Origin of the sequence: Pseudomonas bharatica CSV86 (assembly GCF_000319305.2) — a bacterium.
Lineage (GTDB): Bacteria > Pseudomonadota > Gammaproteobacteria > Pseudomonadales > Pseudomonadaceae > Aquipseudomonas > Aquipseudomonas bharatica.
This window is the reverse complement of sequence record NZ_AMWJ02000001.1, coordinates 1,941,795-1,955,414: the sequence shown is the minus strand read 5'-3', so window position 1 is coordinate 1,955,414 and position 13,620 is coordinate 1,941,795. Positions and strand designations below refer to the sequence as shown.

Annotated in this window: 14 protein-coding genes and 2 pseudogenes; 5 read left to right on the top strand and 11 right to left on the bottom strand. The window is 65.3% G+C overall.

What is annotated here, in order from left to right; genetic code table 11:
* Positions 1-5: 5 nt before the first annotated feature.
* Positions 6-1,206: pseudogene (locus CSV86_RS08565) on the bottom strand (CynX/NimT family MFS transporter); the annotation flags it as partial.
* Complete coding sequence (locus CSV86_RS08560) at positions 1,203-1,661, bottom strand: nucleoside deaminase (RefSeq protein WP_009400927.1); 459 nt, start codon at positions 1,659-1,661, stop codon at positions 1,203-1,205. The pseudogene CSV86_RS08565 and the gene CSV86_RS08560, both read right to left, overlap by 4 nt.
* Before the next feature lie 93 nt (positions 1,662-1,754).
* On the opposite strand from CSV86_RS08560, the pseudogene CSV86_RS08555 reads away from it, so the two are divergent.
* Positions 1,755-2,640 (top strand): annotated as a pseudogene (locus CSV86_RS08555) (LysR substrate-binding domain-containing protein).
* A gap of 207 nt (positions 2,641-2,847) precedes the next feature.
* The gene (locus CSV86_RS08550) at positions 2,848-3,285 is read left to right on the top strand and encodes a carboxymuconolactone decarboxylase family protein (protein ID WP_009400924.1); all 438 of its coding nucleotides are present in this window, start codon (positions 2,848-2,850) and stop codon (positions 3,283-3,285) included.
* A gap of 6 nt (positions 3,286-3,291) precedes the next feature.
* Here CSV86_RS08550 and CSV86_RS08545 read toward each other — a convergent pair whose 3' ends face one another.
* Positions 3,292-4,302, bottom strand: a complete 1,011-nt coding sequence (locus tag CSV86_RS08545) for an AraC family transcriptional regulator (RefSeq protein WP_009400923.1) — start codon at positions 4,300-4,302, stop codon at positions 3,292-3,294.
* 176 nt (positions 4,303-4,478) lie between these two features.
* On the opposite strand from CSV86_RS08545, the gene CSV86_RS08540 reads away from it, so the two are divergent.
* From CSV86_RS08540 to CSV86_RS08530, 3 genes are read left to right on the top strand one after another with little or no spacing between them, the layout of a single operon-like run.
* On the top strand, positions 4,479-5,663 hold the full coding sequence (locus CSV86_RS08540; protein ID WP_009400922.1) for an acetyl-CoA C-acyltransferase family protein: 1,185 nt from the start codon (positions 4,479-4,481) through the stop codon (positions 5,661-5,663).
* Between the two features lie 11 nt (positions 5,664-5,674).
* On the top strand, positions 5,675-6,526 hold the full coding sequence (locus tag CSV86_RS08535) for a 3-hydroxybutyryl-CoA dehydrogenase (RefSeq protein WP_009400921.1): 852 nt from the start codon (positions 5,675-5,677) through the stop codon (positions 6,524-6,526).
* Between the two features lie 6 nt (positions 6,527-6,532).
* Positions 6,533-7,123 carry a TetR/AcrR family transcriptional regulator gene (locus CSV86_RS08530; RefSeq protein WP_009400919.1) on the top strand — a complete coding sequence of 197 codons (591 nt, stop codon included), beginning with the start codon at positions 6,533-6,535 and terminating at the stop codon, positions 7,121-7,123.
* A 13-nt stretch (positions 7,124-7,136) separates the two neighbouring features.
* Here CSV86_RS08530 and CSV86_RS08525 read toward each other — a convergent pair whose 3' ends face one another.
* The 8 genes from CSV86_RS08525 to CSV86_RS08490 all read right to left on the bottom strand — a co-directional run bounded on the left by CSV86_RS08525 (position 7,137) and on the right by CSV86_RS08490 (position 13,530).
* The gene (locus CSV86_RS08525; RefSeq protein WP_376699737.1) at positions 7,137-8,168 is read right to left on the bottom strand and encodes a methionine ABC transporter ATP-binding protein; all 1,032 of its coding nucleotides are present in this window, start codon (positions 8,166-8,168) and stop codon (positions 7,137-7,139) included.
* Between the two features lie 84 nt (positions 8,169-8,252).
* On the bottom strand, positions 8,253-9,029 hold the full coding sequence (locus CSV86_RS08520) for a MetQ/NlpA family ABC transporter substrate-binding protein (RefSeq protein WP_009400915.1): 777 nt from the start codon (positions 9,027-9,029) through the stop codon (positions 8,253-8,255).
* 35 nt (positions 9,030-9,064) lie between these two features.
* A complete protein-coding gene (locus tag CSV86_RS08515; protein ID WP_009400913.1) occupies positions 9,065-9,730 on the bottom strand; it encodes a methionine ABC transporter permease in 666 nt (221 codons plus the stop codon).
* On the bottom strand, positions 9,727-11,100 hold the full coding sequence (locus CSV86_RS08510) for an LLM class flavin-dependent oxidoreductase (protein ID WP_009400912.1): 1,374 nt from the start codon (positions 11,098-11,100) through the stop codon (positions 9,727-9,729). The genes CSV86_RS08515 and CSV86_RS08510 overlap by 4 nt, the downstream gene beginning before the upstream one ends.
* 9 nt (positions 11,101-11,109) lie before the next feature.
* Complete coding sequence (locus CSV86_RS08505) at positions 11,110-12,333, bottom strand: SfnB family sulfur acquisition oxidoreductase (RefSeq protein WP_009400911.1); 1,224 nt, start codon at positions 12,331-12,333, stop codon at positions 11,110-11,112.
* Positions 12,334-12,518: 185 nt separating this feature from the next.
* The gene (locus CSV86_RS08500; RefSeq protein ID WP_009400910.1) at positions 12,519-12,752 is read right to left on the bottom strand and encodes a PLD nuclease N-terminal domain-containing protein; all 234 of its coding nucleotides are present in this window, start codon (positions 12,750-12,752) and stop codon (positions 12,519-12,521) included.
* A 117-nt stretch (positions 12,753-12,869) separates the two neighbouring features.
* On the bottom strand, positions 12,870-13,163 hold the full coding sequence (locus CSV86_RS08495) for a hypothetical protein (protein WP_009400909.1): 294 nt from the start codon (positions 13,161-13,163) through the stop codon (positions 12,870-12,872).
* Between the two features lie 196 nt (positions 13,164-13,359).
* On the bottom strand, positions 13,360-13,530 hold the full coding sequence (locus CSV86_RS08490) for a hypothetical protein (protein ID WP_009400908.1): 171 nt from the start codon (positions 13,528-13,530) through the stop codon (positions 13,360-13,362).
* Between the last annotated feature and the right edge of the window lie 90 nt (positions 13,531-13,620).

Sequence of the window (13,620 nt, the reverse complement as noted above, 5' to 3'; positions counted from 1 at the left end):
CCAGGCTGGCCGGTTGCGGCCGGTCCGCCATCGCTGGCGCATAGCCCTTGGGCGCGAAGCGTCCGGTCACCAGCAGCATCAGGACCACGGTGGCCGACAGCAAGGTCCAGGACGCCTGGAAATCGCCGCTGATATCCCGCAGCCAGCCGGTCAGGTACGGCACCAGCCCGGTGATGATGAAGCCGATGCCCTGCACGAAGGCCGCGAGCCCGCCGGCCTGGCGCGGGTCCTTGAGGTGTTCGAGGGTCAGGGTAAGGCTCAGGCTGAAACAGGCGCCCAGGCCGAAACCGATCAGGCTGACCCACAGTCCCGGCGACAAGGCCGGATCCAGCAACAAACCGGCAAAACCGATCAACTGCGAGGTCAGCGCCAGCCACAACCCGGGACGTCGGTCGACCATTGTGCGCAACAACAGCGGCAGCCCCAGGGCACCGAGCACCTGGCAGACAGTCATCACCCCACCAGTTCGCCACCGCCACGGGCGCTGCCACCGACCTGCTGGTAGTAGGCCGGCAGCCAGGCCACCATGCTGGTATAGCCGCCATTGATCAGGCCGAAATACACCGCCAGCAGCCATGCCCGGCGATTGCCGAAGAAATGCCCGCCACCATTGCCGCCACGACCGGCGGCGGCCTCCAGCCTCGGCCCGACCAGCCCGAGCAGAAGCAGTGCGAACAGCACCGGCAACAACCACACGCCCAGCCCGGCCTGCCAGTGGCCGAAGTGCTCGGCTACCCGCGGTCCGAGTACCGCCGCCACCCCGCCGCCACTCATCAGTGCCGCCGAGTACACCCCCATGGCCAAGGCAAGGCGCCGGGAAAACCAGCGGTTGACCAGCCCTGGCATCAACGCCTGGACAAAAGCCACGCCAAGCCCGGCGAGCACCGCGCTGGCGATCAACGCCGTGCCGCTGTCCAGCAACAAGCGCCACAGGCAGGCCAGGCCGATGGCGCCGAGGCCCAGCAACAAACCACCCTGCTCGCTCAACCAACGCCGCAGCCACGGCTGCAACAGCGGCACCAGTCCCATGCACAGCACCGGCAGCGTGGTCAGCAACGCCGCCTGTTGATAGCCGATGCCGGTCCCGGCGCGGATATCTTCCAGCAGCGGCCCGATACTGGTCAGGATCGGCCGCAGGTTGAGCGTCACCGCGATCACCAGGGCCATCAACGCGATCCCGCGCCCACGCGAACGTGCCGCGATCATGTCGGACGCACTTGCTGCCATTGGCCGTAAAGCCCCTCCTCACCCGCCGGTTTCAGCGGACGCAGCGCTAACGATTGCTGCTGCGGCGGCCGGCTCATCTGCTCGTACACCGCGGCGGTGGACAGCCCATAGGGTTCGCCCTCGGCGTTGTCGTAGGCGAACCATGCCCGCTCGATGCCGCACAGGTGCATGGCGGCCAGGCACATCGGGCACGGATGGCCGCTGGCGTAGATCTCGCAGCCATCCAGGCGTGCACGCCCCAGCACTTGGCTGGCCTGGCGGATCGCCTGCAACTCGGCATGGGCCGTGGGATCGTTACTGCTGTGGATCTGGTTGACCGCCCGGGCGATCACCTTCCCCTGGTGCACCAGTACCGCACCGAAAGGCCGGCCACCGGCGCGGATATTGTCCCGGGCCAAGGCAAGGGCCTCGCCCATGAATGCTTCGTTGGCCATGCCGATTCCTCGCTGACGAATGAGGGGCGATTATCCCGGGCGCCGGGTGTAGCATGAAATTAATTGATTTCATGCATACCAGTGGATTTACGCATGCTTGACCCACTACTGCTTCGCGCCTTCGTTACCGTGGTCGAAACCGGCAACTTCACCCGGGCCGGCGAGCGGTTGCACCTGACCCAGTCCACTGTCAGCCAGCAGATCATCCGCCTGGAGCAAAGCCCGGTGCCCGCCTGCTGGATCGCAGCCAGCGGCAGGTCTGGCCTACCGAGGCCGGCGAACGATTGCTGGGCTATGCCCGGCGTATCCTGCGCCTGGAAGAGGAAGCGCGGCAGGCGCTCGCCCCGGTGAAGACGGAAACCGCCCTGCGCCTGGGCGCGCCGGAGGACCTGGCCGGGGAACTGCTGACCGAAGCCCTGCGCGGATTTATCGGCGAACGCCCGCACCTCCGCCTGGAAGTGGAAAGCGGCTTGAGCAACCCGTTGCTGCACCTGTATCGCAATGGCGAGCTGGACATCCTGTTGGTCAAGCAATGGGGCGCGGACCGCGATGCCCATGCGCGTTGGCCAGAACCGTTGTCGTGGGTGTGCAGCGCCCGCGGGATGGTGGCGGATGATCCGTTGCCGCTGGTGGTATTCCCGGTTGGCGCGCTGTATCGGCAGGAGATGATCCACGCCCTGGAAAGCAGCGGGCGGCCATGGCGGATCAGTTATTCAAGCACCAGCCTGGCCGGGCTGGGGCCGCGGTAAGCGCCGGGCTGGGGATCAGCCTGGTGCCCAGCCGGTGTGTGCTGGACGGGCATCGGGTGCTGGGGATTGACGATGGTTTTCCTCCGGTCGAGGGGCTGGAACTGGCCCTGTATGCCAGGGCCGGGCTGGATGAGGATGGGCTGGCGTTGCGGGACTTGCTGGAAACGCTATGCACGACGCGATCAAGGGATGGATTTGGGACAGAACAGAACACGTTGGCTTTGCGTTGACCTTGTGGGCTAACCCGCGATTACGCTCGTGGCGGCACCACCGCAATCGCTGGCAAGCCAGCTCCCACAGGGACACTGTGGGGGCTTGCCAGCAGGGCCCTCAAGGTCACCTATTGGCCTCCTGGTAAATCCCGGAATTGGCTATTCGGCCAGAGGCCATTGCCGATTAAGGTGTGCGCCATCCTCTAGCACAATGGAGCCACCGAAATGACCACCCGAATCGAATGGGCCAAGCACGCCCCGGACGCCTACAAAGCCATGCTCGGCCTGGAACAAGCGGTGCTGAAATCCGGCCTGGAGCACACGCTGCTGGAGCTGATCCGCCTGCGCACCTCGCAGATCAACGGCTGCGCCTATTGCGTGAACATGCACGCCAACGACGCACGCGAAGCCGGGGAGACCGAAGCGCGCCTGCAAACCCTCAGCGTCTGGGCCGATACCCACTTCTTCACGCCAAGGGAACAGGCAGCCCTGGCCTGGGCCGAGAGCCTTGCCCGCCTGCCAGAGAAACACGCCCCGCAGCATCAGTACGAAGCCCTGCTGGAGCACTTCAGCGAAAGCGAAGTGGTCAACCTGACCCTGGCCATCGCCACCATCAATGCCTGGAACCGCTTCGGCGTGGGCTTTGCCATGGTTCCAGCCTGATCCGGGCTAAAGGCTGGAGAGACGCTGGCGATAGCTGCCGGGACTCTCCCCGGTCCATTTCTTGAACGCCCGGTGAAACGCGCTGGGCTCCTGGAAGCCGGTCTGCGCGGCGATCTCGGCGACGCTGAGGTCGCTGTCGCGCAGGCATTCGAAGGCCATGGCCCGGCGGACCTGGTCCTTGATCTGCTGGAACGAGCAGCCCTCGCGCTCCAGCTGGCGACGGAAGCTGCTCGGGCTCAGGCCCAGCTCGCCGGCCAGGGCCAGCAGGGTCGGCCACTGGTCGTACGCGGTGCCGCGCAAGTGCCGGTAGACCTGCGCCGCCACCCCGCCCTGGTTGCGCCAACGCACCACCAGCCCTTGCGGCGCCGTGCGCAGGAAGGTTTTCAACGCCCCGAGATCCTGCACCACCGGCAACTTCAGATAGTCGGCAGCGAACTCCACCTCGGTACGCCCGGCCCCCAGGTGCAGGTTCGGCCCCCACAACAGCGCATCGCCTTCAAGCCGCATCCGCGCGTCGGCCAGCTCGGTGCGGTCGATAGCGATGCGCCGCCCGCCCAGCCAGCACAGCAGGCTGATCACCAGCACCAGGAAGGTTTCTTCGGCGTAGACCCGACGTTGCGGGTCGTCGATGCATGAGTGCAGGCTGATCACCGCACGCTGCCCGCGCAGGCTGAGGGTGCCGCGGGTGTCGCGCAGGAACAGGGCGAAATTGCCCAGGCATTGGCGCAGTGCCTTTTCCAAGTTGGGTTCCTGGATCAGCCCACGGCAGATCAGGGCGAAGCTGCCCAAGGGCATGCCATGGCTGTCGAGGCCGAAGAATTCGTCATCGAGGGTTTCGATCAGGATCAGCCATAACCGGGCGAACGCCGTTGCCGGCACCCGCGCGCTGCTATCCTCCAGCAACGCTGGCTCGATGCCGGCCTGGCGCAACAGCGCCGCGGCCCGCGCCGGCTGTTCGCGCAGGGCGTAAAGCATGATGTGGACGAAGTACACCGCGACCGAGTCGTTTTCCCGCATGAACAGTTCCGCGTTGGCCCGCCCTGCATTGCAAAAAATGACAGGCAGGCTGGACAGTTAAGGCATAGGCCCGGCCCCGTCCCTTGCCTAGACTCGCTGGCAAACCGGGCGTGACCGGGCGCCATTGTCGCAGAGCGGCTGGTGCCTGGCGACGCTTTCGCTATCTGGAGTGGATCATGAACAGCAACGATATCTATGTAGTCAGCGCGGTGCGCTCGGCCATCGGCACCTTCGGCGGCTCGCTCAAGGACCTGCCGCTGGCCGACCTCGCCACCCAGGTCACCCGCGCCGCCCTCGAACGCTCCGGCGTTGCACCCGAGCAGATCGGCCATGTGGTGATGGGCAACGTGATCCCCACCGAGGCCCGCGACGCCTACCTGGGCCGGGTGGCCGCAATGAACGCCGGCATCCCCAAGGAAACCCCGGCCTTCAACGTCAACCGCCTGTGCGGTTCCGGCCTGCAGGCCATCGTCTCCGCTGCGCAGACCCTGCAACTGGGTGAGGCCGAAGCCGTGCTGGCCGCCGGTGCCGAGGCCATGAGCCGCGGGCCCTACCTGCTGACCCAGGCCCGCTGGGGCGCACGCATGGGCGACATGAAGAGCATCGACTACATGCTCGGCATCCTGCATGACCCGTTCGAAGGCTTCCACATGGGCATCACCGCCGAGAACGTCGCGGCCAGGCACGGCATCAGCCGCGAGATGCAGGACGAAGTGGCGATCACCAGCCAGCAGCGTGCCGCCCGCGCCATCGCCGAAGGCCGTTTCGACAGCCAGATCGTCGCCATCGAAGTGCCTGGCCGCAAAGGTCCGGTGCAGTTCAAGGTCGACGAGCACGTGCGTGGTGAGGTCAGCGCCGAGCAACTGGCCGGCATGAAAACCGCCTTCAAGAAAGACGGCAGCGTCACCGCCGGCAACGCCAGCGGCTTGAACGACGGTGCCGCGGCGCTGGTCCTGGCGACCGGAGCGATGGTCGAGCGCGAAGGCCTGAAGCCACTGGCGCGCCTGGTGGCCTACGCCCATGCCGGCGTCGAGCCGGAACTGATGGGCCTGGGCCCCGTACCCGCGACCCAGAAAGTGCTGGCCAAGGCCGGCATTACCGTCGCCGACCTGGACGTGATCGAGTCCAACGAAGCCTTCGCCGCCCAGGCCTGCGCCGTATCCAGGCTGCTTGGCTTCGACCCGGAGAAGGTCAACCCCAACGGCTCCGGCATCTCCCTGGGCCACCCGGTGGGCGCCACCGGCGCGATCATCGCCACCAAGGCCATCCATGAATTGCAACGCATCCAGGGTCGTTACGCCCTGGCGACCATGTGCATCGGCGGCGGCCAGGGTATCGCCGTCCTGTTCGAACGCGCTTGAGGACCCACCGCATGAACCTTCATAACATCGCCGTGATCGGCGCCGGGACCATGGGCAACGGCATCGCCCAGGTCTGCGCGGTGGCCGGTTACCAGGTCACCCTGATCGACGTGTCCGACGCCGCCCTCGAGCGTGGCGTGGCCACCCTGCGCAAGAACCTCGAGCGCCAGGTCAGCAAGCAGACCCTCGAAGCGGCCCAGGCCGAGGCGGCTATCGGGCGCATTCGCACCAGTACCGACTACGCGCAGCTCGGCGACGCGCAACTGGTGATCGAGGCCGCCACCGAAAACCTCGAACTGAAGCGGCGCATCCTCCAGCAGGTTGCCGCCAGCGTCAGCGACACCTGCGTGATCGCCACCAATACCTCGTCGCTGTCCATCACCCAACTGGCCGCTACCGTCAGCCAGCCCCAGCGCTTCATCGGCGTGCATTTCTTCAACCCGGTGCCGATGATGGCCCTGGTCGAGGTGATCCGCGGCCTGCAGACCGACGACGCCACCTACGCCGCGGCCATGGCCCTGACCGGCCAGGTGGGCAAGACCGCCATCACCGCTGGCAACCGTCCGGGCTTCGTGGTCAACCGCATCCTGGTACCGATGATCAACGAGGCGATCTTCGTGCTCCAGGAAGGCCTGGCCAGCGCCGAGGACATCGACACCGGCATGCGCCTGGGCTGCAACCAGCCGATCGGTCCGCTGGCCCTGGCCGACCTCATCGGCCTGGACACCCTGCTGGCGATCATCGAGGCCTTCCACGAGGGCTTCAACGACAGCAAGTACCGCCCCGCCCCGCTGCTCAAGGAGATGGTCGCGGCCGGCTACCTGGGCCGCAAGAGCGGCCGCGGCTTCCACGTCTACGGGTAAGCCGCCATGCCCAGGACCTGTGCCGATTATGAAGAACGCCGCGACAAGGCCCTCGAACTCTTCGCCCTCAAGGGCTTCGGCCAGGTCAGCATGCGCGAGCTGGCGGCGCACGTGGGCCTTACCGCCGGCTCGCTGTATCACCATTTCCCCAGCAAGCAGCACCTGTTGTTCGACCTGATCGAGGAGCTGTACGAAGAATTGCTGGCGACCCTGCATCCGTCAGGTCGGGGTCGGGATGCCACGGCGCGCCTGTCGGCAGTGATCCGTGCCCATTGGGAGCTGCATGCGGAACGCCCGTTGCAGTTTCGCCTGGCGGAACGGGACCTGTGCTGCCTGAGCGAAGAGCAGCAGGCGCAGATCGCCGGGATGCGCCAGGACTACGAGCAGCGCTTGCTGGCGTTGATCGCACCGACCTCGCGCCTCAGCGGGCCGGCGCTGCAAGCATCGGCGCAGGTAGTGGCAAGCCTGCTCAATAGCCTGCCGGGGTGGCTGCAGAACTCTGCCGCGCCTGAAGCGCAACGCCTGGCCTTGATGGAAAGCATGTTGCGTGGAGCGATCGAGCGCGGCTTGCCGGCTGGGATCAGTTCTGCGGCCTAGGCTCTGTACAACACTATCGGATCAGGTCCACCCGATCGGCCAACCCCTTGACCCGCTGCAGGTCGCCGTCCCTGACCGCGACCCGCAAGCGCCCCAGCGCCCTGCCCTGGATCCGCTCCACACCCCCTTGCAACAAGCGCAGCCCTGGCAGTGCCTCGCTTAACGCCCCCAGGTCCGGCTCCAGGCCGTGTTCGCCGGTGTAATGCAGCTCCAGCACCCGCTCCCCGGCGGCCTCGACCTCTTCCTGATGTGCCGACGGCGCCAGCAACAGGCGGCTGACTTCGTGCCGGGGATCGCCGAACACCCGCCAGACCTCGCCCTGCTCTACCACCCGCCCGCGCTCGAGCACCGCTACACGGTGACAGAGGTCGCGGATCACCTCCATTTCATGGGTGATCAGGACGATGGTCAGGCCCAGGCGGCGATTGATATCGCGCAGCAACTGCAGAATTGCCTGGGTACTTTCCGGGTCGAGGGCCGAGGTGGCTTCGTCGCAGAGCAGGATCTGTGGTTCAAGCACCAGCGCCCGGGCGATGCCGACGCGTTGTTTCTGCCCGCCGGACAGTTGCGCGGGCCAGGCATCGCGGCGTTCCTGGAGGCCGACCAGGGTCAGCAGTTCCTCCACTCGCCGCGCCCGCTGCGCAGCGGGCACGCCGGCCATCTGCAACGGCAGCTCGATGTTCCCGGCCACGGTCCGGGTGGACAGCAGGTTGAAGTGCTGGAAGATCATCGCGACCTGGCGGCGCAGCGGACGCAGTTCGGCGCTGCCCAGCCGGGCAATGTCCTGGCCGTTGATCAGGACCTGGCCGGCGCTGGGGGTTTCCAGGCGGTTGATCAGGCGCAGCAACGAGGACTTGCCGGCGCCGCTGCGGCCAATGATGCCGAAGATCTCGCCACGCTGGATATGCAGGTCGATATCGGCCAGGGCGGTAAGGTTGCCGTAGCGCTTGCCGATGCCCTGGAGGTGCAGATGGGTGGTGAGGGTTTCCGGGGGAAGCTGGTCATGGGGCGGGTCCGGGATTGTTGTGTTGTTGCTGAGTGCCAATCGCTGGCAAGCCAGCTCCCACAAGGTCCCTGTGGGAGCTGGCTTGCCAGCGATGAGGCCCTCGAGGCAGATGAAGATCCAGGCTCAGAACCCCGGCGCGATCTGCCCCTTGTACCGGGTCAGGATGAACTGCCTGACCTCGGGCGTGTTCAACGCCTTGGCCAGCTTCTGGATGCCCGGGTCCTGGATATTGTCCGGCCGCGCGACCAGGTACTCGACGTACAGGTCCTTGCCCTTCTCGACGATCAGCGCACTGCTGGTGTCGATTCCGGCCTCCAGCGCGTAGTTGGCGAACACGAAGGCCAGGTCCACCTGGTTCACCGCTCGCGCCAGCAGCGCGCCTTCCAGTTCACGGATCTTCAGCTTCTTCGGGTTCTCGACGATATCGCGCTGGGTGGCCAGGGTGTTGCTCGGGTCCTTGAGCTTGATCAACCCGGCCTCGTGCAGCAGCACCAGGGCCCGACCGGTATTCACCGGGTCGTTGGGAATGGCGACGCTGGCGCCGTCGGGCAGGTCCTTGAGGTCCTTGATCCTGGTCGAGTAGGCACCGAAGGGCTCGATATGCACGCCCACCACCGGCACCAGGTCGGTGTGGCGGGTCTTGTTGAAATCATCGAGGAACGGCCGGTACTGGTAGTAGTTGGCGTCGAGGTTCTTCTGTGCCAGTTGCAGGTTGGGCTGGATGAAGTCGGTGAACACCTTGATATCCAGGTCAACGCCTTCCTTGGCCAGCACCGGCTTGACGAATTCGAGAATCTCCGCGTGCGGCACCGGGGTGGCACCGACGGTGAGCCTTTCATTGGCATGTGCCGAGAAACTGATGAGTGCGGCGGCCAGGACCGCCAGGGACTGCTTGAACATGGTTCTGACTCCAATGGACTGTAAAAAAACGGATTTCAACGTCGGGTAAAGTGCCGCACCAGGCGGTCGCCGCTCATCTGCAGGGCCTGCACCAGCAGGATCAGCAGCAGCACGGTGACCACCATCACATCGGTCTGGAACCGCTGGTAGCCGAAGCGGATCGCCAGGTCGCCCAGCCCGCCGCCACCGATCACCCCGGCCATGGCGGTGTAATCGACCAGGACAATGGCCGTCACCGTCACCGCCGCGATCAGTCCGGTGCGTGACTCCGGCAACAGGGTGTAGCGGATGATTTGCCAGGTGCTGCCGCCCATGGCCTGGCTGGCTTCCACCAAGCCGCGATCGACCTCGCGCAGAGCGGTTTCCACCAGCCGCGCGAAAAACGGCGTGCAGCCCACCACCAGCGGCGGAATGGTGCCGCGTACGCCCAGCGAGGTGCCGGTCAACAAGGTGGTGACCGGGATCAGCACGATCAGCAGGATGATGAAGGGCAGCGAGCGCAGCACATTGACCACCAGCGACATCACCCGGTAAAGGCCGGGGCTGGCGAGCAACTGGCGCTGCCCGGTGAGGTACAGCAGCACACCCAGGGGCAGGCCCAGCAGCACGGTAAACCCCAGGGCAGCGGCCAGCATGCTCAGGGTTTCCAGGCTGGCCTGGCCGACTTCGCTCCAGTTCAGGTTGACCAGCAACTCGTTCATTGCCCGCGCTCCCGGCGCAATGCCGCTACGGGATGCGGCGCGCGCAGGCGGTCGCCCTGGCCGAACAGCTTGTGGCGCAAGGTGCCCTCGCTGTACTCACGCTTGAACAGACCACGGGCCTGCAACTCCGGCACCAGCAGGTCGACCACGGCGATAAAGGTTTCCGGGGCGACCACGCTGGCCAGGTTGAAGCCGTCCACGCCGGTTTCCTCGACCCATTCCTGCAACTGGTCGGCCACCGTCCGGGCCGAACCGACCAGCACCGGACCGTCGCCACCGATGGCGCAGTAGTCGGCGATTTCGGCGGTGGTCCAGGTGCGCGTCGGGTCGGCCCGGGTAAAGGCCTCGACCGCCGACTGGATGGCATCGCTGGGTACTTCCTTGAGGATCTGCTCTGGTGCGTAGCGGGAGAAATCGATCCCGGTCCAGCCCGACATCAGGGTCAGCGCCCCGGTCGCGCTGGCGTACTCGCGGTACTCGCGCAAGCGCGCCAGGGCCGCCTCGTCGGTCTCGGCGACGATCACCGTCAACTGTTCAAGGATGACGATATCCTCGGCCGCGCGTCCGGCAGCCACGGCTGCGGCACGGAAGTCGGCGACCTGCTTCTTCAGCACCGCCTTGCTCGGTGCTGCAACGAACACGCATTCGGCGTTGGCTGCGGCAAAGGCCCGGCCCCGGCTTGAAGCGCCGGCCTGGTAGAGTACCGGGGTACGCTGCGGCGACGGCTCGCTGAGGTGGAAGCCGGGAACCTTGAAGTAGGTGCCCTCATGTTCGATGCCGTGCACTTTCGCCGGATCGGCATACACCCCGCTGTCGCGGTCGGCGCGGACCGCGTCTTCCTCCCAACTGTTTTCCCACAGCTTGTAGCAAACCTGCAGGTATTCCTCGGCCAGGGCATAGCGCTGGTCATGGGACAGTTGTTCGCGCTGGCCAAGATTGCGCGCACCGCTGCTCAGGTAGGAGGTAACAATGTTCCAGCCCGCGCGGCCCTTGGTCAGGTGATCGAGGGTGGACATGCGCCGGGCGAAGGGAAACGGATGCTCGAAGGACACCGAGGCGGTCACCCCGAAGCCCAGGTGCTCGGTGGCCGCCGCCATGGCCGGGACCAGTTGCAGCGGATCGTTGACCGGCACCTGGGCGCCGCTGCTCAGGGCCGCGTCGGCATTGCCGCCGTAAACGTCATAGACCCCCAGTACATCGGCGATGAACAGACCATCGATGCATCCACGCTCCAGGGTCCTGGCCAGTTCCACCCAATAATGAATGTCGGTGTAGCGCCGCGACTGGTCGCGGGGATGGCGCCACAGGCCCGGGGACAGATGGCCGACGGTATTCATGGCGAAGGCATTGAGACGGATCTGCTTGCTCATGGCCGGCCCCTAGTTCCAGTCATGCCGGGCGGGCTTGATGCCGTTCAGCGCCCAGTTGCCCACCAGGTGGTATTTCCAGCGCACCGGGTCGTGCAGGGTGTGCACCCGGGCATTGCGCCAGTGCCGGTCGAAGTTGTGCCGGGCCAGGGAGGATCGGGTGCCGCCCAGTTCGAACAGGCGGTTGGTCGCCTCGATGGCGGCTTCGGTGGTCAGCACCTTGGCCTTGGCCACGGCTACCGAGGCGGCGGCCACGTTGTCTTCGTCTGGAGCCGGCTTGGCCGCGTCGAGCACCCAGCCGGCGCGCTCGAGCAGGGCCTCGGCGGCTTCCTGGCGGATTTCCAGGGCGCCGACCTGGATGATGGTCAGCGGGTCATCGCCGGCCTTTTCCACCCCCGCGTCCACCCAGGGCCGGGCATGCTCGCGAACGAAGGCGATGGTGTCGTCCAGTGCGGCGCGGCCGATACCTGCGTCTATGGCGGCGGTGGTCAGTTGGGCGAAAGGTCCGGCCAGGGTCGGCACTTCATAGGAGCGGTAGCTGGGAAATAGATTGAAGGCCGGCACGCGCAGGCCATCGGCGATGACGGTACCGCTGGAGGTGGTGCGCTGGCCGATGCTGTCCCAGTCATCGACCACCACCAGCCCCGGCGTGCCACGCTCGACGAAGGCCAGTTGCGCGCGGTCCTGTCCGTCCAGGGCGAGGACGCCGATCCAATGGGCGTAGAGCGAGCCGGTGCAGTAACCCTTGCGCCCGTCGATGCGATAGCCCTCGCCCTCCTCGACCAAGCGGGTGCGGATGTCGGTCACGGTCTTGCCGCCGGTCTCCGACAGGGCGTTGGCAAAGCGATGACCCTTGAGCACCAGGTCGAAGAAGAAGCGCTTTTGCTCCTCGGTGCCTTGCAGGCGGATGTCCTCCAGCAGGCAGTAATGGTTCTGCGGGATCTGGCCGAGGGACGGGTCGGCGGCGGAAACGATGGCGATCACCCGGGCCAGCGTGGCGAAAGACACCTCGGCGCCCCCGTAGGCACGGGGCACGGTAATGCCCCACAGGCCGCTATTGGAAAAGGCATCGACCACATCGGCCGGCACCCGGCGCTGGCGGTCGCGCTCGGCGGCACCTTCGCGCAGCAACGCGGCGATACGGTGGGCAACGGCGATCGCTTCGGCATCGTCGCGGATGATATGGGCGTCCGGTTGACGGATGTCGTAAAGGGCGGAAACGGCAGGTGTGGACATGGGAGGTTGAATCCTGGAATGCGATGACCAGAGGGCTATCGCATATCCCATGCCAACAGATAAAAACCTTTACTTTCAATAGCTTGAATTAAAAGCCCAACACTTTTACCGGCTGGTCGGCCAGCAAAATGTTGGGCTGCTGTTGCTGGGTGTACAGTTGGATGCAGATCAGTCGCTCACCCCGTTCAACCCTTGCTGTGCTCCGGCGAACTTGGCCCGGTACCGGCCTTGATCCCGCGGGGCCCCCAGATGCCCCAGACAATCAACCCGAGCACCGGGAACAACACGATACCGACGAACCAGGCCACCTTGACCCCGTCCGGCTTGTCGCTTCGGAAGATACTGACGATGGCCCAAAGGTCCACCAGGATGATGATGACCGCAACAGCGATCCAGAAATAGCTGACCGGATCCGACATGATGATTCTCCTGAAACAGGGCTGTTTCAAAGTTGGGTCATCGCCTGCGGATCCGGGTTCAAATTTTATTGCGCAGCAGTCAGTCAATTAACTGTTGCGCTAACTAATGACGCCCCTTCAAACCGCCGCTGCCATGCCCATGCCGACCGAAACACCGGCCAGCTGCCGCGCACGCGCCGCGCCCCAATTCATCGCCCGGGTCATGGTTTCACCCGGGCGGGAATCGTAGATTTCCTCGACCAGCAGCGTGCCAGCCGCAGAATAGACGCCTATGAACAACTGGGTTGCGCCTATCCGGGACAGGCGCACCTGCACATCGACGGTTTCACCGCCTTCCAGCACTTCTTCATGGGATCGGCTCATCAAAGGTGCTTCGGCCCAGGCCCAATAATGCTTTCCGCGATATTTCATGACCACACTCCTGTGCCCGTTTTTAATTTAAGTACCCTGCTGAGCCTAACGCCCAGGATTGTTTCCGCCAACAAGCCCGGTCATTATTCGTGAATAACTGACGACCGGTTAACAGTTACTGCCACAGCGAACAATTCAGCAACTCCTTTGAACTTTCGTGGCATATCGAAATAACCATTTCAATCAATAAAACCTTTTAACCCGAGGATTTTCCAGGGGCACCGCTGTGGCTTTTGGCATGTTCCTGCGCGGTGGAATCGCGCTTGCCATGCCCGGGTTCATCTGGCCGGCGGGCGTCGTTATCCCGTTCCACTTCGCCGGGCATCTGCTGGTCGGGTGCGGCGCCGGGGTGCTTGCTGTCAGCCATGGCTGTTCTCCATCGATGGGGGATGCAGAACCGACCGCTGCGCTTGACGAAAAGATCCCCGGACACGACCACCGGCACGCTGACGACCAT

What these genes read in the sequence shown, in the direction of transcription:
- CSV86_RS08560 (WP_009400927.1), bottom strand. Translation starts at nt 1,661, where the DNA reads ATGGCCAACGAAGCATTCATGGGCGAGGCCCTTGCCTTGGCCCGGGAC.
- CSV86_RS08500 (WP_009400910.1), bottom strand. Translation starts at nt 12,752, where the DNA reads ATGTCGGATCCGGTCAGCTATTTCTGGATCGCTGTTGCGGTCATCATC.
- CSV86_RS08530 (WP_009400919.1), top strand. Translation starts at nt 6,533, where the DNA reads ATGCCCAGGACCTGTGCCGATTATGAAGAACGCCGCGACAAGGCCCTC.
- CSV86_RS08550 (WP_009400924.1), top strand. Translation starts at nt 2,848, where the DNA reads ATGACCACCCGAATCGAATGGGCCAAGCACGCCCCGGACGCCTACAAA.
- CSV86_RS08495 (WP_009400909.1), bottom strand. Translation starts at nt 13,163, where the DNA reads ATGAAATATCGCGGAAAGCATTATTGGGCCTGGGCCGAAGCACCTTTG.
- CSV86_RS08540 (WP_009400922.1), top strand. Translation starts at nt 4,479, where the DNA reads ATGAACAGCAACGATATCTATGTAGTCAGCGCGGTGCGCTCGGCCATC.
- CSV86_RS08535 (WP_009400921.1), top strand. Translation starts at nt 5,675, where the DNA reads ATGAACCTTCATAACATCGCCGTGATCGGCGCCGGGACCATGGGCAAC.
- CSV86_RS08490 (WP_009400908.1), bottom strand. Translation starts at nt 13,530, where the DNA reads ATGGCTGACAGCAAGCACCCCGGCGCCGCACCCGACCAGCAGATGCCC.
- CSV86_RS08520 (WP_009400915.1), bottom strand. Translation starts at nt 9,029, where the DNA reads ATGTTCAAGCAGTCCCTGGCGGTCCTGGCCGCCGCACTCATCAGTTTC.
- CSV86_RS08510 (WP_009400912.1), bottom strand. Translation starts at nt 11,100, where the DNA reads ATGAGCAAGCAGATCCGTCTCAATGCCTTCGCCATGAATACCGTCGGC.
- CSV86_RS08545 (WP_009400923.1), bottom strand. Translation starts at nt 4,302, where the DNA reads ATGCGGGAAAACGACTCGGTCGCGGTGTACTTCGTCCACATCATGCTT.
- CSV86_RS08515 (WP_009400913.1), bottom strand. Translation starts at nt 9,730, where the DNA reads ATGAACGAGTTGCTGGTCAACCTGAACTGGAGCGAAGTCGGCCAGGCC.
- CSV86_RS08505 (WP_009400911.1), bottom strand. Translation starts at nt 12,333, where the DNA reads ATGTCCACACCTGCCGTTTCCGCCCTTTACGACATCCGTCAACCGGAC.